17 protein-coding genes are annotated in these 18,843 nt (G+C 59.1%); 10 read left to right on the plus strand and 7 right to left on the minus strand.

What is annotated here, in order from left to right; genetic code table 11:
* The first annotated feature begins 117 nt into the window (after nucleotides 1-117).
* From EQV90_RS00835 to EQV90_RS00845, 3 genes are all read left to right on the plus strand, one after another.
* Nucleotides 118-1,128: a class 1 fructose-bisphosphatase gene (locus tag EQV90_RS00835; protein ID WP_003438633.1), complete on the plus strand. Its 1,011-nt coding sequence runs from the start codon at nucleotides 118-120 to the stop codon at nucleotides 1,126-1,128.
* Nucleotides 1,129-1,319: 191 nt separating this feature from the next.
* Nucleotides 1,320-1,574, plus strand: a complete 255-nt coding sequence (gene bamE / locus EQV90_RS00840; RefSeq protein ID WP_240877638.1) for an outer membrane protein assembly factor BamE — start codon at nucleotides 1,320-1,322, stop codon at nucleotides 1,572-1,574.
* Between the two features lie 19 nt (nucleotides 1,575-1,593).
* Nucleotides 1,594-2,163 (plus strand): lipocalin family protein, encoded by a 570-nt coding sequence (locus tag EQV90_RS00845; RefSeq protein WP_240877639.1) that lies wholly within the window; start codon nucleotides 1,594-1,596, stop codon nucleotides 2,161-2,163.
* A 49-nt stretch (nucleotides 2,164-2,212) separates the two neighbouring features.
* Here EQV90_RS00845 and EQV90_RS00850 read toward each other — a convergent pair whose 3' ends face one another.
* Complete coding sequence (locus EQV90_RS00850; RefSeq protein WP_240877640.1) at nucleotides 2,213-3,601, minus strand: CYTH domain-containing protein; 1,389 nt, start codon at nucleotides 3,599-3,601, stop codon at nucleotides 2,213-2,215.
* Nucleotides 3,602-3,757: 156 nt separating this feature from the next.
* Here EQV90_RS00850 and argE point away from each other — a divergent pair, with 156 nt between their 5' ends.
* Nucleotides 3,758-4,900, plus strand: coding sequence for an acetylornithine deacetylase (gene argE / locus EQV90_RS00855; RefSeq protein WP_003438651.1), 1,143 nt, complete (start codon nucleotides 3,758-3,760; stop codon nucleotides 4,898-4,900).
* A 156-nt stretch (nucleotides 4,901-5,056) separates the two neighbouring features.
* Nucleotides 5,057-6,355: an amino-acid N-acetyltransferase gene (gene argA, locus EQV90_RS00860; RefSeq protein WP_003438654.1), complete on the plus strand. Its 1,299-nt coding sequence runs from the start codon at nucleotides 5,057-5,059 to the stop codon at nucleotides 6,353-6,355.
* 54 nt (nucleotides 6,356-6,409) lie between these two features.
* On the opposite strand, the gene gshA is transcribed toward argA, so the two are convergent.
* The 3 genes from gshA to EQV90_RS00875 all read right to left on the minus strand — a co-directional run bounded on the left by gshA (nucleotide 6,410) and on the right by EQV90_RS00875 (nucleotide 10,904).
* Nucleotides 6,410-7,993, minus strand: a complete 1,584-nt coding sequence (gene gshA, locus EQV90_RS00865; protein WP_010656312.1) for a glutamate--cysteine ligase — start codon at nucleotides 7,991-7,993, stop codon at nucleotides 6,410-6,412.
* 206 nt (nucleotides 7,994-8,199) lie between these two features.
* Nucleotides 8,200-8,583: a PaaI family thioesterase gene (locus EQV90_RS00870; protein WP_003438660.1), complete on the minus strand. Its 384-nt coding sequence runs from the start codon at nucleotides 8,581-8,583 to the stop codon at nucleotides 8,200-8,202.
* On the minus strand, nucleotides 8,580-10,904 hold the full coding sequence (locus EQV90_RS00875; RefSeq protein WP_003438664.1) for a Tex family protein: 2,325 nt from the start codon (nucleotides 10,902-10,904) through the stop codon (nucleotides 8,580-8,582). Before EQV90_RS00875 ends, EQV90_RS00870 begins: the two co-directional genes overlap by 4 nt.
* 357 nt (nucleotides 10,905-11,261) lie before the next feature.
* On the opposite strand from EQV90_RS00875, the gene ompR reads away from it, so the two are divergent.
* Nucleotides 11,262-12,002 carry a two-component system response regulator OmpR gene (ompR, locus tag EQV90_RS00880; RefSeq protein ID WP_003438667.1) on the plus strand — a complete coding sequence of 247 codons (741 nt, stop codon included), beginning with the start codon at nucleotides 11,262-11,264 and terminating at the stop codon, nucleotides 12,000-12,002.
* Nucleotides 12,003-12,113: 111 nt separating this feature from the next.
* Nucleotides 12,114-13,427: an ATP-binding protein gene (locus EQV90_RS00885; protein WP_003438670.1), complete on the plus strand. Its 1,314-nt coding sequence runs from the start codon at nucleotides 12,114-12,116 to the stop codon at nucleotides 13,425-13,427.
* 95 nt (nucleotides 13,428-13,522) lie between these two features.
* On the opposite strand, the gene rimK is transcribed toward EQV90_RS00885, so the two are convergent.
* Both rimK and EQV90_RS00895 read right to left on the minus strand, forming a co-directional pair.
* Nucleotides 13,523-14,428: a 30S ribosomal protein S6--L-glutamate ligase gene (gene rimK, locus EQV90_RS00890; RefSeq protein ID WP_003438671.1), complete on the minus strand. Its 906-nt coding sequence runs from the start codon at nucleotides 14,426-14,428 to the stop codon at nucleotides 13,523-13,525.
* The gene (locus EQV90_RS00895; protein WP_003438674.1) at nucleotides 14,425-14,907 is read right to left on the minus strand and encodes an ATP-dependent zinc protease; all 483 of its coding nucleotides are present in this window, start codon (nucleotides 14,905-14,907) and stop codon (nucleotides 14,425-14,427) included. Before EQV90_RS00895 ends, rimK begins: the two co-directional genes overlap by 4 nt.
* 256 nt (nucleotides 14,908-15,163) lie before the next feature.
* Between EQV90_RS00895 and EQV90_RS00900 the strand changes: the two genes are divergently transcribed.
* The 3 genes from EQV90_RS00900 (at nucleotide 15,164) to EQV90_RS00910 (ending at nucleotide 18,403) form a co-directional block, all read left to right on the plus strand.
* Nucleotides 15,164-15,571, plus strand: a complete 408-nt coding sequence (locus EQV90_RS00900; RefSeq protein ID WP_003438678.1) for a S4 domain-containing protein — start codon at nucleotides 15,164-15,166, stop codon at nucleotides 15,569-15,571.
* A 208-nt stretch (nucleotides 15,572-15,779) separates the two neighbouring features.
* Nucleotides 15,780-16,682 (plus strand): Hsp33 family molecular chaperone HslO, encoded by a 903-nt coding sequence (hslO, locus tag EQV90_RS00905; protein WP_003438680.1) that lies wholly within the window; start codon nucleotides 15,780-15,782, stop codon nucleotides 16,680-16,682.
* A 179-nt stretch (nucleotides 16,683-16,861) separates the two neighbouring features.
* A complete protein-coding gene (locus EQV90_RS00910) occupies nucleotides 16,862-18,403 on the plus strand; it encodes a phosphoenolpyruvate carboxykinase (RefSeq protein ID WP_003438681.1) in 1,542 nt (513 codons plus the stop codon).
* 66 nt (nucleotides 18,404-18,469) lie between these two features.
* Here the strand turns inward: EQV90_RS00910 and EQV90_RS00915 are convergent, their stop codons facing one another.
* The gene (locus tag EQV90_RS00915) at nucleotides 18,470-18,820 is read right to left on the minus strand and encodes a DUF1493 family protein (RefSeq protein WP_003438683.1); all 351 of its coding nucleotides are present in this window, start codon (nucleotides 18,818-18,820) and stop codon (nucleotides 18,470-18,472) included.
* Nucleotides 18,821-18,843 lie beyond the last annotated feature (23 nt).

Genomic DNA, 18,843 nt, shown 5'->3' on the forward strand with positions numbered 1-18,843 from the left:
TTTAAGGATTCAGCTGAACCCGCTCGGCCGGTTCTGAGTCTGATTAGAAGATTTGCACGGCAACACGCGTTAAACTGCGCGGGTTTTTCGCCCCCTCCCCATTGTTCGGAGCCTTACATGTCCCGCGTTACCCTGAGTCGCTATTTGATCGAGCAGACCCGCAGCAACAACACTCCTGCTGATTTGCGTTTCCTCATCGAAGTGGTGGCGCGTGCTTGCAAAGAGATCAACCACGCCGTGTCCAAAGGCGCCCTGGGTGGTGTTCTGGGCAGCATGGGCACTGAAAACGTACAAGGTGAAGTGCAGAAGAAACTCGACGTGATTTCCAACGAAATCCTGCTCGAAGCCAACGAATGGGGCGGTCACCTGGCCGGCATGGCGTCCGAAGAAATGGACAATGCCTACCAGATTCCGGGCAAATACCCGAAAGGCGCCTACCTGCTGGTTTTCGACCCGCTGGACGGTTCGTCGAACATCGACATCAACGCGCCGGTCGGCACTATCTTCTCGGTACTGCGTTGCCCGAACGAATATCTGACCCAGAACGAGCCTTTGAATGAAAAGGCCTTCCTGCAGCCAGGAACACAGCAGGTAGCGGCCGGTTATGCCATTTACGGCCCTCAGACCATGCTGGTACTGACCCTGGGTGACGGCGTCAAAGGCTTCACTCTGGATCGCGAAATGGGCAGCTTCGTGCTGACCCACGAAGACATCACCATTCCTGAAACCACTCAGGAATTCGCCATCAACATGTCCAACCAGCGTCACTGGGAAGCTCCGGTACAGCGCTACGTCGACGAGTTGCTGGCTGGCGAAGAAGGGCCGCTGGAAAAGAACTACAACATGCGCTGGGTTGCCGCGATGGTTGCCGACGTACACCGGATCCTGACCCGTGGCGGTCTGTTCATGTACCCGCGCGACAGCCGCGAGCCGTCCAAGCCGGGTAAATTGCGTCTGATGTACGAAGCCAACCCGATGTCGTTCCTGGTGGAGCAGGCGGGTGGTGCGTCCACTGACGGCCACCAGCGCATCCTCGACATCCAGCCGGAAGGCTTGCACCAGCGTGTAGCAGTGTTCCTGGGTTCGAAAGAAGAAGTGGCGCGCGTGACCTCGTACCACGCCAAGTAAAACCCCGCGTTACCCTCCTGTAGGAGCGAGCCTGCTCGCGAGCTTTTCAAAACAGCTCGCGAGCAAGCTCGCTCCTACAGTTGTTTCCGGCCCTGGAACAAATCCCCCGCCCTCCGGGAACCACCCCGCACTTTTCTCTTCTAAGCTTGCATCAGGCGGCTCGGCCGACTTTCTCAATCAGGAGCTTTTCCATGAAGTTGTGTTCTTTGGCGATGTTGTCGTTCTGCGTTTTGCTGGCGGCATGCAGCAAGGTCAATCAGGAAAATTACGCAAAACTGTCGGCCGGCATGACCAAGGCCGAGGTCGAAAAACTCTTGGGTAGCCCGACCGATTGTTCCGGTGCACTGGGTATGTCGAGCTGCACCTGGGGTGACAAGACCAGCTTTATCAGCGTGCAATATGCGGGCGATAAAGTACTGATCTTCTCGGGTCAGGGTCTGAAGTAAGGACTAAGGAGCGTTTGCGATGAAAGGTCTTTTAGCTTCGCTCGGCGCTGCGCTGCTGTTGGCCGGATGCGCCACTTCCGACACTGATTCGCTGGCCCCCAAAACCGTCGAAAGCGTCGATCTCAAGCGTTATCAGGGCACCTGGTACGAACAGGCAAGGTTGCCGATGTTCTTCCAGCGCAACTGTGCACAATCCGAGGCGCACTACAGTCTCAAGCCGGACGGTAACGTTGCAGTACTGAACCGTTGCCGGACTGCAGAAGGCAAGTGGGAAGAAGCCACGGGCACAGCGACGCCCCAGGTTGCGGGGAAAACCGACAAGCTGTGGGTCGAGTTCGACAACTGGGTGTCATCCCTGCTGCCGGGGGTGACCAAGGGCGATTACTGGGTGTTGTACCTGGGGGATGGCTACAGCACGGCGCTGGTGGGTAATCCGGACCGGCGTTATTTGTGGCTGCTGTCACGCAAGTCGCAGATCGATCAGCAAACCCGTGAGGAGTTGCTGAACAAGGCTCAACAACAGGGCTATGACACCACACGGCTGATCTGGCGTGCCCCTGACGCGGACATGCCCAAAGGCACGAAGTAGGGCTGCAGCTGCAGGAGCGAGCAAGCTCGCTCCTGCAGAGGCCGGGTACTTAGCCGCGCAGCAGGGTTTTCCAGGCGCGGTTCTGGTACACCGCAATCGCTTGCTGCTTGCGAGCGTTGAGCAGCAAGTCGTTGCTCTCGGCATCTTCAGAGATTGGCTGGTTGGCCAGTTCCTGCAGTTTGTTCATTTCGCCGTACAAACGATCGATTTCCGGGATTTCCAGCACGTTACGCGCCAGGCGCAGCCATGCCTGAATCCGTTCGATGCGTGGCAGTTGCTCGGCCAGATCTTCGGGTTGTTGCTGGTAGCGGTTCAGACGCAGGGCGATGGCTTCGTCCGACAGCAGACGCGGCAACCAGCTGGCCAGCTGCGCAGCACCCTGGCGATTGCCACGGGTTGTGCCGCGATCAATGGTCCAGCTGCGGGCCATCAACCAGCGCGAGGTGTTCAGCGAGAACTGACCCCAGCGTGGATCTTCCAGCTCTTCCAGGAACTGCTCCGGCGCGGCTTTACGCACGTCTTCGTCGTCCTGGCCGATTTGTACCAGCGGGCGCCAGTCTTCAAGCAAGGCATCGAGTTCGGCACGCAACGCGCTGGTGGACTGACGTGGTGCGGCCTGACCCAGGCTGCTGACCAGTGCCCGCAGGTCAGTCAGTTGCTGAACCCAGTCTTGCAGCAAACGCCAGTGGCCATTGAAACGGTACTGCTCGGCCAGACGCTGGCTGCTGCCCAACAGGTGCCAGGCCAGCGCAGCAAAGGCGTCGTCCAGCGGTGTTTGCGGGGTCAGAACAGGTGTCGGCAGGCTGACGGCATAGCTGTTGGCGTCGAACAGGCGATAGCCGCGTTCTGCCTTGCTGATGTCGCATGGCATCAGGGCCAGCTTCTCGGCCAGCTCGGCTGCCAGTTCCAGCAATGCAGCCGGCTCGCCTTCGCGCAGTTCGAGTTCCAGCTCGCAGATTTCTTCTTTCTGCTTGCCGGCAATCACATGGCCGAAGTCCAGCGCCGCTTCGATCACGACCTTGGCTTTGCCGCGGCCCCAGGAAATTTCAGCGCGTTCGCGGACAAAATCTGTGGTGAAGATCGGTTTCAGGGTTTTCTTGTCCAGCTCGGCCAACTCTTCGGGCCAGCATTCGCCGTCGAGTTTTTTGGTGTCGAGCTTGGCTTTCGCCAGCTTCCAGTCGTATTCGTTACGCTCCGACAGCCCGGCAATGCTCTGGCCGCGGGTCTTGAGGGTCTGGATAACTTCTTCGCCATCACGGCGCAGGCGCAGGGCAACCTTGGCCTTGGCCAGGTCGCGCTCAGGCGTGTCGAAGTACTGGTTCAACAACTCACGGCTTTCCCAGCCACTTTTGTTGCGCTTTTTCAGCAGTGGGTGCTCGCGCAAGGCGGCGAGGGTTTCGCGGCTGACGCGGAGTTTGATTTCAGTTTCTTTTTGCATGGCCGGAAAATCCAGGATCGGTGCGCAGCCGGGAAAAGTGTGGCTGCCAAGGCCGTGCAGTGTACAGGACAAGCCGCCCCGGCGCGTCGCACGGGTTTATTCTGCCTGCTGGATGGCTCTATGATGGGCCTCGCCCAGCCAACAGGAAGTCAGCGCATGCCTTTACCTTCCATGAAAGAGCAGTTCGCTGCCTTGATCGGCACCGCGTCGGTCAGTTGCACCCAGCCCCATCTGGATCAATCCAATCGAGGGGTGATCGACTTGCTGGCGACCTGGCTCGCCGAGCTGGGTTTCAACTGCGATATCCAGCAGGTCAATCCGGGCAAGTTCAATTTGCTCGCCAGCTTTGGCAGCGGCCCCGGCGGGCTGGTACTGGCGGGGCATAGCGACACCGTGCCCTACGACGAAGCGCTGTGGCAGACCGATCCACTGAAGCTGACGGAAGTCGACAATCGCTGGGTAGGCCTTGGCAGTTGTGACATGAAAGGTTTTTTTGCGCTGGTGATCGAGGCTGTACGTCCGCTGCTTGATCAGCCGTTCAAACAGCCACTGCTGATTTTGGTCACGTGCGACGAAGAAACGTCGATGGCAGGCGCCCGGGCATTGGTCGAAGCCGGACGTCCCCTCGGGCGCGCTGCCGTGATCGGGGAGCCTACCGGGCTCAAGCCGATCCGCATGCACAAGGGCGTGATGATGGAACGCATCGATATTCTGGGGCGCAGCGGCCATTCATCGGACCCTGACCTGGGCCACAGTGCGCTGGAAGCCATGCACGATGCCATCAGCGAGCTTAAAGGCCTGCGCCAGCAATGGCTCAACGAGTTTCGCAACCCGCAGTTCAGCGTGCCGCAACCGACCCTGAACTTTGGCTGCATTCACGGTGGCGACAATCCCAACCGGATTTGCGGTCAGTGTTCGCTGGAGTTTGACCTGCGGCCTTTACCGGGCATGAACCCGAACGAGCTGCGGGCAATCATTCGCAGCAAGCTGCAGCCATTGGCGGAGCGGCATCAAGTGCAGATCGACTTCGCGCCGATTGCCGGTGGTGTGCCGCCATTTGAACAGGCTGCCGACGCTGAATTGGTGCGGGTAGCCGAGCGCCTCACCGGGCATCGCGCGCAAGCAGTGGCGTTTGGTACCGAAGCGCCTTATCTTCAGCAACTTGGCTGCGAAACCATAGTGCTGGGCCCCGGCGACATCGCCTGCGCCCATCAACCGGGAGAACACCTGGAAATGTCACGTTTGCAGCCGACAGTTCGTCTATTGAGTCAGCTGATCGGACACTATTGCCTGACCTAGCAAAAAGGTGGGGGCTGGCAAGCCAGCTTCTCGCCATTTCCATACACAAGGAGAACACGCGTGTTGCCAAGTATGTTTCGACGATAACCACCAGCCCGTTGTGCGTTCGCTGTTTTTGCCCTTTTCAGGCTGCTCATTTTTTTACAGGCTCTGGTTATGCACGATTACGTTAACTGGCTGCGTCATGCTTCCCCTTACATCAATGCTCACCGCGACTGCACATTCGTCGTCATGCTCCCCGGCGACGGTGTGGCGCATTCCAATTTTGGCAACATAGTTCACGACCTGGTGCTGTTGCACAGCCTGGGCGTGCGGCTGGTGCTGGTCCATGGCTCGCGCCCGCAAATCGAAAGCCGGCTTGAAGCCCGTGGCCTGGTGCCGCGTTACCACCAAGGCATGCGCATTACCGATGCGCCGACCCTGGAGTGTGTAATCGACGCCGTCGGCCAGCTGCGAATTGCCATTGAAGCGCGCCTGTCGATGGACATGGCCTCTTCGCCGATGCAGGGTTCACGCCTGCGGGTGGCGAGCGGCAACCTGGTCACGGCGCGCCCGATCGGTGTGCTCGAGGGTGTGGATTATCATCACACCGGCGAAGTGCGCCGGGTCGACCGCAAGGGCATCAACCGCCTGCTGGACGAGCGCTCGATCGTGCTGTTGTCACCGTTGGGCTACTCGCCGACAGGGGAGATTTTCAACCTGGCTTGCGAAGACGTCGCTACCCGCGCCGCTATCGACCTGGGGGCTGACAAGCTGCTGTTGTTCGGTGCCGAATCGGGCCTGCTCGACGAGACCGGGCATCTGGTCCGTGAGTTGCGTCCGCAACAGGTACCGGCGCACATGAAGCGTCTGGGTAGCGATTATCAGGCCGAGCTGCTGGAGGCGGCTGCCGAGGCCTGCAGTGGCGGCGTGGCCCGTAGCCATATCGTCAGCTACGCCGAAGATGGCGCGTTGCTGACCGAACTGTTTACCCGTCACGGCGGCGGTACGCTGGTGGCCCAGGAACAATTCGAAGTGACCCGCGAAGCGGCGATTGAAGACGTGGGTGGTTTGCTCGACCTGATCAGCCCGCTGGAAGAGCAGGGCATTCTGGTACGCCGCTCGCGCGAAGTGCTGGAGCGCGAGATCGAGCAGTTCAGTGTGGTTGAGCGTGAAGGCATGATCATCGCCTGTGCGGCGCTGTATCAGATTGCCGATTCGGATGCGGGGGAGCTGGCGTGTCTGGCGGTGAATCCTGAGTATCGCCATGGCCGTCGTGGTGACGAGCTGCTGGAACGCATCGAAAACCGTGCCCGGGCCCAGGGGCTAAAAACCCTGTTCGTGCTGACCACCCGCACGGCCCACTGGTTCCGCGAACGTGGCTTTGAGCCGAGCAGCGTCGAGCGACTGCCGGCAGCGCGTGCGTCGCTGTACAACTTTCAGCGTAATTCCAAGATATTCGAGAAGGCGCTGTAACCCGCGCTCCCTCACCCCGGCCCCGTGTCAAAGGACAGGGCCGAGTAAGGGCTTTTAGTTACTTATTGCCAGAATGCTCGCCTGATACGAGGCGACGAACAAATCAAAATCCCCGACTTCGTTCTGTTCCAGTTCGGTTTGCTGTACCAGCGAACTGCGGGCCTTTTCTTCGAATGCAGCCTGATCTTCAGCACTCAGCGGTTCGTTACGGAAGAACTCGGCATGGGCCAGGCTTTGGCGCATCGAGAACTGGGAGAAGCTTTCCTTGTGCTCGATCATGCTGGCCAGGACTTTGGCTGAAGGCGTCAGTGACACGTCATTGACCTTCGCCAGCTGTTCGTCCAGCGCCTTGCTGTGGGCGTCGCCGCCATGGCTTGCATCGAGCAGTGCGGCCAGTGGCGCAATCTGTTCCAGCAGTTCTGCCGCCCATTCCTTCATGTCGACCGGCTGGCCATTGCGCTGCAATTGCAGGCCCGGACGGCGACCTTCCTTGACCACGCTGAGGAAGTTCGATGAGCAATCACTGCAGGTCGTATTGTCGAATTGCGGGCTTTCCTGGAACGCGCAATACAGCAGGAACGCATCCAGAAAACGTGCTTCAGGCAAATCGATGCCCACGGGCAGGAACGGGTTGATGTCGAGCAAGCGCACTTCAACATACTGCACGCCACGGGACACCAGGGCCTGAATCGGCCGTTCGCCGGTGTAGGTCACGCGCTTGGGGCGGATGTTGGAGTAGTACTCGTTTTCGATTTGCAGGATGTTGGTATTGAGCTGCACCCATTCGCCATCTTTGTGGGTGCCGATCTCGACATAGGGCGCGTAAGGCGTGGCCACAGCTTTGCGCAGGCTGTCGGTGTAGCTGTTGAGGTCGTTGTAGCAGGGCGTCAGACCGGCCTGGGCGTTGCTCTGGTAACCCAGGTCGCTCATGCGCAGGCTGGTGGCGTAGGGCAGGTACAGCGTATCGGCATCCAGCTGTTCCAGCTGATGGGAACGGCCGCGCAGGAAACCCGCATCCAGCGCAGGGGAAGCGCCAAACAGGTACATCAGCAGCCAGTTGTAACGACGGAAATTACGAATCAACGCGATGTAGGCGTTGGACTGGTAGTCGCGATCGGTGCCAACAAAGCCTTCATCCTTCATCAGCACCGGCCACAGTGTTTCAGGCAGGGAGAAGTTGTAATGAATGCCGGCGATGCACTGCATGGTCTTGCCGTAACGCAGGGCCAGGCCCTTGCGGTACACATACTTGAGCTGTCCGATGTTGGAGGTGCCGTAGTAGGCAATCGGAATATCTTCTTCGGCCGGCAACGGGCACGGCATCGAAGGACTCCACAGGTACTCGTTGCCGAGTTTGCTGTAGGCAAAACGGTGAATCTTGTCGAGGCTGGCCAGCGTCTCTGCCGGATCAGGCAGGGCCGGGGTGATGAACTCCAGCAGCGACTCGGAATAGTCGGTGGTGATTTGATCGTTGGTCAGTGCCGAGCCCAGTTCTTCGGGGTGCGGGGTCTGCGCCAGGCGGGCATTGGCCGTAACGCGCAGGCATTCGCGCTCGATACCGTGCAGGCACTGCTCCAGCAGTGAGAGGTTAGCGCGCTCGCTGAGCAGAGCCAGGCGGCGGTTGAGAAGTTGGCTCAAGTTGGATTCCTTCACGCGTCAGTCGCCCCAATATGGGGGTGGTCAGGACGGTCTACAAGGGTGAAGTTGAAACTGGCGTTGTCGCCTGGCTTGTAATGTGTCGCCCGTCTTTGTTTCGGTCCCGGCGCTTCAAGCGAATTCCGGCACTGCATCAGGGCCTGTTGCCCCTTGCAGCGCCGAAATTAACTCAATTCACCTGCCGGCGGCTACAGGACGGCGAAGGTGCCTTGGGCTTTCGCCACCAGTTTGTCGCCTTGCAGCACGTCTGCCTCGACGACCAGGGTGCGCCTTCCGGGGTGAATGACTTTGGCGATGCACAGTACTTCGCCTTCGGACACTGCCCGGATGTAGTTGATTTTGCACTCGATGGTCACGCTCTGCTGGTCAAAGCCATGGACGCTGGAACACGCCAGCCCCATGCTGATATCCACCAGGCTGAACAAAACCCCGCCGTGCAGTTTGCCGCCCCGGTTGCGCAGTTGCGGTTCCAGGCTTAGTGCAACCTGCGCAATACCATCTTGCACCGACTGCACGCGGCAACCGATCAGCTCGCTGAAGGCGCTTTGGGTCAGGCCGTCGGGGAGCGTCATGGGCGTTTTTTCAGCTGTTTGGCGTTGGCAAACAGCGATGCCATCGCGTTATTGGCCGGGGCCGCAGCCACGGTTTCCTTACGCGGCGCAGTGTTTTGCTGGCGCGGTGCCGAACCCGGACGCGCGCCACGAGCCCCGTCGATCTTCTCGCCGGGGGTGTCGCTCATGCGCATCGACAGACCCACGCGTTTACGTGGAATGTCGATTTCCATGACCTTGACCTTGACCACGTCACCGGCTTTTACGGCTTCACGCGGGTCCTTGATGAATTTCTCGGACAGGGCCGAAATATGCACCAGGCCGTCCTGATGGACGCCGATATCGACGAAGGCACCGAAGTTGGTCACGTTGGTCACCACGCCTTCCAGAATCATCCCCAGTTGCAGGTCCTTGAGGTCTTCGACGCCTTCCTGGAACTCGGCAGTCTTGAACTCGGGACGCGGATCGCGGCCAGGTTTCTCCAGCTCCTGGAGAATGTCGGTGACGGTCGGCAGGCCGAAGGTTTCGTCAGTGAATTTCTTCGGATCAAGACGCTTGAGAAAGCTCGCGTCGCCGATCAGCGAGCGAATGTCGCGCTCGGTGTCCGAGGCAATGCGCTTGACCAGCGGGTAGGCCTCGGGGTGAACCGCAGAAGCGTCCAGCGGGTTGTCGCCATTCATTACCCGTAGGAAACCGGCAGCCTGTTCGAAGGTTTTTTCGCCCAGACGGCTGACTTTTTTCAGTGCCGCGCGGGTTTTGAATGCGCCGTTTTCATCGCGATGGCTGACGATGTTTTGCGCCAGTGTGGCATTGAGCCCCGAGATGCGGGCCAGCAGCGCCACCGATGCGGTGTTCACGTCAACGCCCACGGCGTTTACGCAGTCTTCAACCACGGCGTCCAGGCCGCGTGCCAGCTTGAGCTGGGATACGTCGTGCTGGTACTGGCCGACACCGATGGATTTAGGATCGATTTTCACCAGCTCTGCCAGCGGATCCTGCAGGCGGCGGGCAATCGACACCGCGCCACGGATCGATACGTCGAGGTCGGGGAATTCCTTGGCGGCCAGTTCTGACGCCGAGTACACCGAAGCACCGGCTTCAGACACCATCACTTTGGTGACTTTCAGGGCCGGGTATTTTTTGATCAGGTCAATCACCAGCTTGTCGCTTTCGCGGCTGGCGGTACCGTTACCGATGGCGATCAGTTCGACCGAGTGCTTGGCGCACAGGGCGGCCATGACGGCGATGGTTTGATCCCACTTGTTGTGCGGCACGTGCGGGTACACGGTGGCGTATTCGAGCATTTTGCCGGTGGCATCGACCACGGCAATCTTGCAGCCGGTACGCAGGCCCGGGTCCAGGCCCAGGGTTGCGCGCGGGCCGGCAGGTGCGGCCAGCAGCAAGTCATGCAGGTTGTGGGCGAACACGTTGATGGCTTCGGTTTCTGCCCCGTCGCGCAACTCACCCAGCAGGTCGGTTTCAAGGTGGGTGTAAAGCTTGACCTTCCAGGTCCAGCGCACCACTTCGCCCAGCCATTTGTCAGCCGGGCGGTTCTGGTTTTGCAGGCCGAAACGCTCGCTGATCATCATTTCGCCGGGGTGCATGGTGCCCGGCAGCTCTTCGCCGACTTTAAGCGAGGAGCTGAGAATGCCTTCGTTGCGGCCACGGAAAATCGCCAGCGCGCGGTGCGACGGCATGCTTTTGAGCGGCTCGTCGTGTTCGAAGTAATCGCGGAACTTGGCGCCTTCCTCTTCTTTGCCGGGAATCACCCGGGCGCTGAGGATCGCTTCCTGTTTCAGGAAACTGCGCAGTTTATCCAGCAGGCTGGCGTCTTCGGCGAAGCGCTCCATGAGGATGTACTTGGCGCCGTCGAGTGCGGCCTTGACGTCTGCCACGCCTTTTTCAGCATCGACAAAACGTGCTGCTTCGATTTCAGGGGTTTGTGTCGGGTCGTTGAACAGGCCGTCTGCCAGTTCACCCAGGCCCGCTTCCAGGGCGATCTGACCCTTGGTGCGGCGCTTCTGTTTGTACGGCAGGTACAGGTCTTCAAGGCGGGTCTTGGTCTCGGCGAGTTTGATGTCGCGGGCCAGTTCCGGGGTTAATTTGCCTTGTTCTTCGATGCTGGCGAGGATGCTGATACGCCGTTCGTCGAGTTCACGCAGGTAGCGCAGGCGTTCTTCCAGATGACGTAACTGGGTGTCATCCAGGCTGCCGGTCACTTCCTTACGGTAGCGGGAAATGAAGGGTACGGTGGAGCCTTCATCCAGAAGCGCGACGGCCGCTTCGACCTGCTGCGGGCGCACGCCAAGTTCTTCGGCGATGCGGCTGTTGATGCTGTCCATAAAACCACCTGACAAATTGTGAAGCAGGCTCGCATGCCCGGGTTTCTTGGCTTGCGAGGCTGGTTGAGCGACCTTAACGGGGCCGCTGCCTGGGCCAAAAGGGCGGCCTGTTGACCCGCGAAATCAGCACATTACGCCAGGACTTGAAAAAATAAATTCTGGCGCGATCTTTGAAAATCCAAGGTTGCCCGACACAAAAGGCGGCGCATTATAACCAGCGTTCCCGAATTCAGGGGGCTACGCTACGGCGCACATTGGTCTGCGTGCTGTTCGCGGAGGAAAAATCTGCTAACAATGCACTCCATGCGCATGACAGCAGCTAAGCCATAATGCGCGCCGAGATCACAGGAGCATCTAATGAGCAGCATTGCACAAGCGGCAGAAGGCGAAAAAATTCTCATCGTTGACGACGATCCGGGGCTGAGCAGCCTGCTGGAACGTTTCTTCGTCAGCAAGGGCTATCGCGCCCGCGCTGTGCCGAACGTGGAACAAATGGACCGTTTGCTGGCCCGCGAGGTATTCAACCTGGTGGTGCTGGACCTGATGCTGCCCGGTGAAGACGGGCTGTCCGCTTGCCGCCGCCTGCGTGCTGCGGGCAACCGTGTGCCGATCATCATGCTGACCGCCAAAGGTGACGAACTGAGCCGCATCAAGGGCCTGGAACTGGGCGCGGACGATTATCTGGCCAAGCCGTTCAACCCTGACGAGCTGATGGCGCGGGTGCGTGCGGTATTGCGTCGTCAGGCAGCGCCGGTACCGGGTGCACCGGGCAGCGAAGACGAAAGCGTTACCTTCGGTGATTACGAGTTGTCGCTGGCAACCCGCGAGCTCAAGCGTGGCGATGAAGTTCACATGCTCACCACCGGCGAGTTCGCCGTGCTTAAAGCGCTGGTCATGCATGCCCGCGAGCCGTTGACCCGCGACAAGCTGATGAACCTGGCCCGTGGCCGTGAATGGGATGCCCTGGAGCGTTCCATCGACGTTCAGATTTCCCGCTTGCGCCGCATGATCGAACCTGACCCGTCCAAACCGCGCTATATCCAGACTGTCTGGGGCGTAGGCTATGTGTTCGTGCCGGACGGCAACGCGACCAAGTGACGGATCATTTGTAGGAGCGAGCCTTTCCGGTACCCGGATGCCCGAAGGCTCGCGATTCCAAATTTTGCGAGCCTCACAACTCGCTCCTGCAAAGTGTTAAGACGGCTGTCTATGAAAACCCCTCTGTGGTTCCCCCAAAGTTTTTTCTCCCGCACCCTGTGGCTGGTCCTCATTGTCGTACTGTTCTCCAAGGCCCTGACCCTGGTTTATCTGCTGATGAACGAAGACATGCTGGTCGACCGCCAGTACAGCCATGGCGTGGCTTTGACCCTGCGCGCTTATTGGGCTGCCGATGAAGAAAATCGCGAAAAAATTGCCGATGCGGCCGGTTTGATCCGGGTGGTCGGCGGTGGCGTACCTGAAGGCGAGCAGCACTGGCCGTACAGTGAGATTTATGAGCGCCAGATGCAGGCAGAGCTGGGTGCCGATACCGAAGTTCGCTTGCGCATGCATGCGCCGCCCGCGTTGTGGGTACGTGCCCCGAGCCTTGGCGATGGCTGGCTGAAAGTGCCGCTGTACCCGCATCCGTTACGCGGACAGAAAATCTGGAGTGTGCTGGGCTGGTTCCTGGCCATCGGCCTGCTATCGACGGCGTCGGCATGGATATTCGTCAGTCAGCTCAACCAGCCGCTCAAGCGTCTGGTTTATGCCGCCCGGCAACTGGGGCAGGGGCGCAGTGTGCGGCTGCCGATCAGTGATACACCGAGCGAAATGACCGAGGTGTACAGCGCCTTCAATCAAATGGCAGAAGATGTGGAGCAGGCTGGCCGTGAACGCGAACTGATGCTCGCCGGGGTGTCCCACGACCTGCGAACGCCGTTGACCCGCTTGCGCCTGTCTCTGGAGCTGATGGGCAACCACAGCGACCTGTCCGACGACATGGTGCGCGACATTGAAGATATGGACGCGATTCTTGATCAGTTCCTGGCCTTTATCCGTGACGGGCGCGACGAGCCGGTCGAAGAGGTCGATTTGTGTGAACTGATTCGCGAAGTCGTGGCGCCTTACAACCAGAACGAACATCAAGTGAGTTTGCGCCTGCAGCCGATTCAGCCGTTTGCGCTGCGTCGGGTCTCGATGAAGCGCTTGCTCAATAACCTGATCGGCAATGCCTTGCACCATGCGGGAGATAACGTGGAAGTGGCCGCCTACGTCTCCGGCGACACCAGTGCGCCGTATGTGGTGCTGAGTGTGATGGACCGGGGGGCGGGCATCGACCCTTCAGAGCTTGAAGACATCTTCAATCCGTTTATCCGCGGTGACCGTGCGCGTGGCGGCAAGGGGACAGGTTTGGGCCTTGCCATCGTCAAGCGCATCGCCTCCATGCACGGTGGCAATGTTGAACTGCGTAACCGTGCCGGCGGAGGCCTTGAGGCCCGGGTGCGATTGCCGCTGGGCCTGATGTTGCCCAGAGGGGCGGTTTAAAGCCTTCGACCTGTCTGCAGGAGCGAGCTTGCTCGCGAGCTTCTAACCGCTCGCGAGCAAGCTCGCTCCTGCAGAGTTGTCAGGGGTGGCTGCTTTCAACCTTTCCCTTTGGTCCGGGTCATGTGGGGCGTGCTGTTTTTTTCCAGATGCTCAATGATAAGCCCGGCCACATCCTTGCCGGTGGTGGTTTCGATCCCCTCCAGCCCGGGCGAGGAATTCACCTCCAGCACCAGCGGGCCGTGGTTGGAGCGCAGGATATCGACCCCGGCCACACTCAACCCCATGACCTTGGCCGCACGAATGGCGGTCATGCGTTCTTGCGGGGTGATCTTGATCAGGCTGGCACTGCCTCCGCGGTGCAGGTTGGAGCGGAATTCACCGGGCTTGGCCTGGCGCTTCATGGCCGCAATCACCTTGTCACCCACCACGAAGCAGCGGATATCCGCACCGCCGGCTTCCTTGATGTACTCCTGCACCATGATGTTCTGTTTGAGGCCCATGAAAGCCTCGATCACAGACTCGGCCGCGGTGGCGGTTTCACACAACACCACGCCGATACCCTGGGTGCCTTCCAGGACCTTGATCACCAGCGGTGCACCATTGACCATCTCGATCAGGTCCGGAATATCATCCGGCGAGTGGGCAAAGCCTGTCACCGGCAAGCCCAGGCCGCGGCGCGACAACAGTTGCAGCGAGCGCAACTTGTCTCGCGAGCGGGCGATTGCCACCGATTCGTTGAGCGGGAAAACCCCCATCATTTCGAACTGGCGCAATACCGCGCAGCCATAAAACGTGACTGACGCACCAATGCGCGGGATCACCGCATCAAAGCCTTCCAGCGGCTTGCCACGGTAATGGATCTGCGGCTTATGACTGGCAATGTTCATATAGGCGCGCAGGGTATCGATCACTACCATTTCATGGCCTCGTGCGATACCGGCTTCAACCAGACGACGAGTGGAATACAGACGCGGGTTACGCGACAGCACAGCGATCTTCATGCAACACCTGTGGCAGAGGTAGTAGTGACCGGAAACACCGGCTTGTCTTGTACGTATTTAAGCTCTGGATTGACCACCAACTGGCCGTCGATCAGCGCTTTTGAGCCCAGCAGCAAGCGGTAACGCATGGATTTGCGGCAGGCGAGGGTGAACTCCACCGACCACACCCGATCACCCAGTGCCAGGCCGGTGCGGATCACATAACGCACCTGGGTATGGCCGTTGGAGCTTTTAATGGTTTTTATCGCCACCAGCGGCGCTTCGCACCGGCGGTGGCGTAGTTGTACCAGCGTTCCCAAATGGGCATTGAAACGTACCCACTCGACACCATCACGCACAAACGGCTCGATTTCAGTGGCGTGCAGGCTGGAGGTACTGGCACCGGTGTCGATTTTCGCCCGCAGGCCCGCGACTCCCAGATCGGGAAGCGCCACCCACTCGCGCAGACCGACAACGGTCAAATGGTCAAAAGTCTTCAATATAAGTAACCGGCGATTAACGTATCCAGGCCGCAGGGCAGACCCTGCAGGTAAAACAATCGGCGAACGCCGATTCGAAAGCATAAAGTCGGTATTCACGCAGAATATCCGGTAAATGGCGACAGTTATCTGCGCGTACGCTGTGCTGTGTTTTCAGCACAGGTATTGCAGCAGACGGAATTCTATCGAGCGGGTTCCTTCTTTGGATCATCAAAAGACGTAGTACAGTTCCGAATATCTGGTGAAGGGGGTTCCAATGGCGCAGAAACAGGAAGAGGACGACAAGGTCCGTCTGGACAAGTGGCTATGGGCTGCACGTTTTTACAAGACCCGTGCATTGGCCAAGACCGCCATTGAGAGCGGCAAGGTGCACTGCCGTGGTGAGCGCTGCAAACCGAGCAAAGAGCCACGGATTGGCGACGAGCTGCAAATCCGTGTAGGGCTCGAAGAGCGTACTGTGGAGGTCAAAGCCTTGTCGGTGGTGCGCCGCGGCGCTCCTGAAGCGCAACTGCTGTACGCCGAAACCGGGCAGAGCATTGCCAAGCGCGAAAGCCTGGCAGCGATGCGAAAATCGGGGGCGATGGGCATTATCAGCGATGGTAAACCAACCAAGAAACAACGCCGCCAGTTGCATCAGTTTCATGATTCTGGCGCCGCGGATTAGCTCTGTGCCCTATATCAACCCTTGTGGGAGCCGGGCTCCCCCAAGGGCTGCCTGGCCGTCAATGGCTCACCGACCGTGCGTCGTGTCTGGCTAGCCGGGGGCTTGTAACCATTCATGTGTGACGCCATATAGGGCTATTAGCCTTAATATCTGCAGTCTGTTTACAGGCTCGAACACATTTAGTAACCACTTTTAGAATCTTATTCCTATGTCCGACTTAAACAAAACCGATGCCACCCAACGCTTCATGTTCGACACCTGTGATGCCCGCGGCGAGCTGGCTTCGCTGGAGCACAGTTACGCTGAAGTGCTGGCCAAACATAATTATCCGCTGCCGGTCCAGCAGTTGCTGGGTGAGCTGATGGCAGCGGCTGCGTTGCTGGTGGGCAACCAGAAAATCGATGGTCTTCTGAGCCTGCAGGCGCGCTCTGAAGGTCCGGTACCACTGCTGATGATCGAGTGCACCAGCGACCGTGAAATTCGCGGTATTGCCCGTTTCGACGCCGAGCGGATTGCCCCGGATGCGACCCTTGCAGACCTGCTGCCCAACGGCGTACTGGCCATTACTATCGATCCGACCGTTGGCAAGCGTTACCAGGGCATTGTGGATCTGAACGGCGAAACCCTGGCGGACTGTTTCACCAACTACTTTGTCATGTCCGAGCAAGTGCCGACCCGCTTCTGGCTGGTCGCGGATGGTAAACGTGCCCGCGGCATGTTCCTGCAGCAACTACCGGCCGACAAAACCAAAGATGAAGATGAGCGCGTAGACAGCTGGAACACATTGCTGGCGCTGGGCGATACCCTCAAGGCTGAAGAATTGTTGAGTCTGGACAACGAAACCATCCTGCATCGCCTGTACCACGAAGAAACCGTGCGCCTGTTTGACGACGAAACCGTTGTTTTCAAATGCAGCTGCTCCCGTGAGCGCTCGGGCACTGCATTGACCAGCCTGGGTCTTGAAGATGCGCAGAATCTGGTCACCGAACATGGCGGCCATATCGAAATCGACTGCCAGTTCTGCAATGAGCGCTACCTGTTCGATGCTGCCGATGTGGACCAATTGTTCTCCGGTGCCGGTGTAAAGTCGCCTTCCGACACTCATCACTAAAACGTTTCAGCCCAGGTGAAACACCTGTCAAACCCCGTTCTTGCGCGGTTCTGACAGGTGGGCCCTACTTTTTTTGGGCATTTCTGGCATAATCCGCCCCACTTTTTTCGCGGTAGTAGTGCAAACTTTTCTACTACAAAACGTTTGGCGCACTCGGCCAATGGCCGACGGGGAACCTCATGACGCAAGCTAATAACGCCGTGTACACCGATCTGAGCATCGACGATCTGGTCAAAGAAGCCCTGAGCCGTGGTGAAGGCGAGCTTGCCGACAATGGCGCACTGGTAGTTAAAACAGGCCACCGTACAGGCCGTTCGCCAGCTGACCGCTTCATTGTTGAAGAGCCGACTACTCAGGCTGCCATTGCCTGGGGCGCGATCAACCGCAAGTTCCCGGCTGACAAGTTCGATGCTCTGTGGGACCGCGTCGAGGCGTTCAACAATGCGCAGGAACACTTCGTTTCCCACGTTCATGTAGGTGCTTCCGAAGACCACTACCTGGCCGTGAAGATGACCACCCAGACTGCCTGGCAGAACCTGTTCGGTCGTTGCCTGTTCATCAACCCGGCTCAGTACAACCCGGCCGGTCGTGAAGAATGGCAAGTGCTCAATGTGGCCAACTTCGAATGCGTGCCAGAGCGTGACGGCACCAACTCCGACGGTTGCGTGATCCTCAACTTCGCCCAGAAAAAAGTGCTGATCGCCGGTATGCGTTACGCCGGTGAAATGAAGAAAGCCATGTTCTCGGTACAGAACTTCCTGTTGCCGGCTGCCGACGTGCTGCCGATGCACTGCGCCGCCAACATCGGTGAAGCAGGCGACGTGACTCTGTTCTTCGGCCTGTCCGGTACCGGTAAAACCACCCTGTCCGCCGATGAAAGCCGTTACCTGATCGGTGACGACGAACACGGCTGGGGCGAAGGCGTGGTGTTCAACATCGAAGGCGGTTGCTATGCCAAGTGCATCGACCTGTCCGAGAAGAACGAGCCGGTTATCTGGAAAGCCATCAAGCACGGTGCGGTGCTGGAAAACGTTGTCATCGACGACGCCAAGCACCCTGACTATGCCGACGTCAGCCTGACCCAGAACAGCCGTGCAGCCTACCCGCTGGAGCACGTTGCCAAGCGTTCCGAGAAGAACCTGGGCGGCGAGCCAAACGCTGTGATCTTCCTGACCTGCGACCTGACTGGCGTACTGCCTCCGGTTTCGATCCTCAGCGAAGAGCAGGCGGCTTACCACTTCCTGTCCGGCTACACCGCGCTGGTGGGCTCGACTGAAATGGGTTCGGGCAGCGGCATCAAGTCGACTTTCTCCACCTGCTTCGGCGCACCGTTCTTCCCGCGTCCGGCTGGCGAATACGCAGAGCTGCTGATCAAGCGCATCCGTGGCTTCGGCTCCAAGGTTTACCTGGTTAACACCGGCTGGACCGGCGGCGGCTACGGCGTTGGCAAGCGTTTCAACATCCCGACTACCCGCGGCGTGATTGCAGCAATCCAGAGCGGCGCTCTGATCGGTGCAGAAACCGAGCACCTGGACACCATCAACCTCGACGTGCCATTGACCGTACCGGGCGTTGACACCGAGCTGCTCAACCCGCGTAACACCTGGGCTGACAAAGCTGCCTACGACGAAGCTGCCAAAGCCCTGGCCGGCCTGTTCGTAGAGAACTTCAAGAAGTTCGACGTCAGCGACGCGATCAAGGCTGCCGGCCCTAAGCTGTAAGCTTGCGGTCAGCTGTTTGATCCACGAAAAAGCCGCCTGCAAGGGCGGCTTTTTTCTGCCTGGAATTTAGCCTTCCAGGGTGTGCGTGTCCCACTGCCCGCTGTTTATCGCCGCGTACAGCATGCCGATGGTCAGGGGCACTTTATTGCCCCGGCCCTTGGCATCGCGCTTGAAATGCGGATCGTTGCCTGCCGGCTGGAAATAGCGGTAGGCATCGTAGTCCGCCAGGTCCAGACCGAAGTGCTCCTCGAGGACTTCCATCAAATGCAGGGCGTCGCTGCCGTTACAGCCCAGGTCAAGGTTGATCGATGTCTTCAGGCTGACAGTCTTGTGTTCCGGCAGGCCGATTTCTTCATGCAGCAGTTGCACCAGCTCGCGCAAGGTCGGGTTATCTGGCAGGTCGGCGGCGAGTTTCATGGCGGCAGTCTCCGTATGGCAGT

This window comes from Pseudomonas sp. TMW22089 (genome assembly GCF_022496645.1).
Classification (GTDB): Bacteria; Pseudomonadota; Gammaproteobacteria; order Pseudomonadales; family Pseudomonadaceae; genus Aquipseudomonas; species Aquipseudomonas paraversuta.

Coding starts and splice junctions, on each gene's coding strand:
- bamE (WP_240877638.1), top strand. CDS start 1,320: ATGAAGTTGTGTTCTTTGGCGATGTTGTCGTTCTGCGTTTTGCTGGCG.
- EQV90_RS00900 (WP_003438678.1), top strand. CDS start 15,164: ATGGCGCAGAAACAGGAAGAGGACGACAAGGTCCGTCTGGACAAGTGG.
- EQV90_RS00875 (WP_003438664.1), bottom strand. CDS start 10,904: ATGGACAGCATCAACAGCCGCATCGCCGAAGAACTTGGCGTGCGCCCG.
- argA (WP_003438654.1), top strand. CDS start 5,057: ATGCACGATTACGTTAACTGGCTGCGTCATGCTTCCCCTTACATCAAT.
- EQV90_RS00835 (WP_003438633.1), top strand. CDS start 118: ATGTCCCGCGTTACCCTGAGTCGCTATTTGATCGAGCAGACCCGCAGC.
- EQV90_RS00885 (WP_003438670.1), top strand. CDS start 12,114: ATGAAAACCCCTCTGTGGTTCCCCCAAAGTTTTTTCTCCCGCACCCTG.
- hslO (WP_003438680.1), top strand. CDS start 15,780: ATGTCCGACTTAAACAAAACCGATGCCACCCAACGCTTCATGTTCGAC.
- EQV90_RS00870 (WP_003438660.1), bottom strand. CDS start 8,583: ATGACGCTCCCCGACGGCCTGACCCAAAGCGCCTTCAGCGAGCTGATC.
- EQV90_RS00845 (WP_240877639.1), top strand. CDS start 1,594: ATGAAAGGTCTTTTAGCTTCGCTCGGCGCTGCGCTGCTGTTGGCCGGA.
- EQV90_RS00915 (WP_003438683.1), bottom strand. CDS start 18,820: ATGAAACTCGCCGCCGACCTGCCAGATAACCCGACCTTGCGCGAGCTG.
- argE (WP_003438651.1), top strand. CDS start 3,758: ATGCCTTTACCTTCCATGAAAGAGCAGTTCGCTGCCTTGATCGGCACC.
- EQV90_RS00910 (WP_003438681.1), top strand. CDS start 16,862: ATGACGCAAGCTAATAACGCCGTGTACACCGATCTGAGCATCGACGAT.
- EQV90_RS00850 (WP_240877640.1), bottom strand. CDS start 3,601: ATGCAAAAAGAAACTGAAATCAAACTCCGCGTCAGCCGCGAAACCCTC.
- rimK (WP_003438671.1), bottom strand. CDS start 14,428: ATGAAGATCGCTGTGCTGTCGCGTAACCCGCGTCTGTATTCCACTCGT.
- ompR (WP_003438667.1), top strand. CDS start 11,262: ATGAGCAGCATTGCACAAGCGGCAGAAGGCGAAAAAATTCTCATCGTT.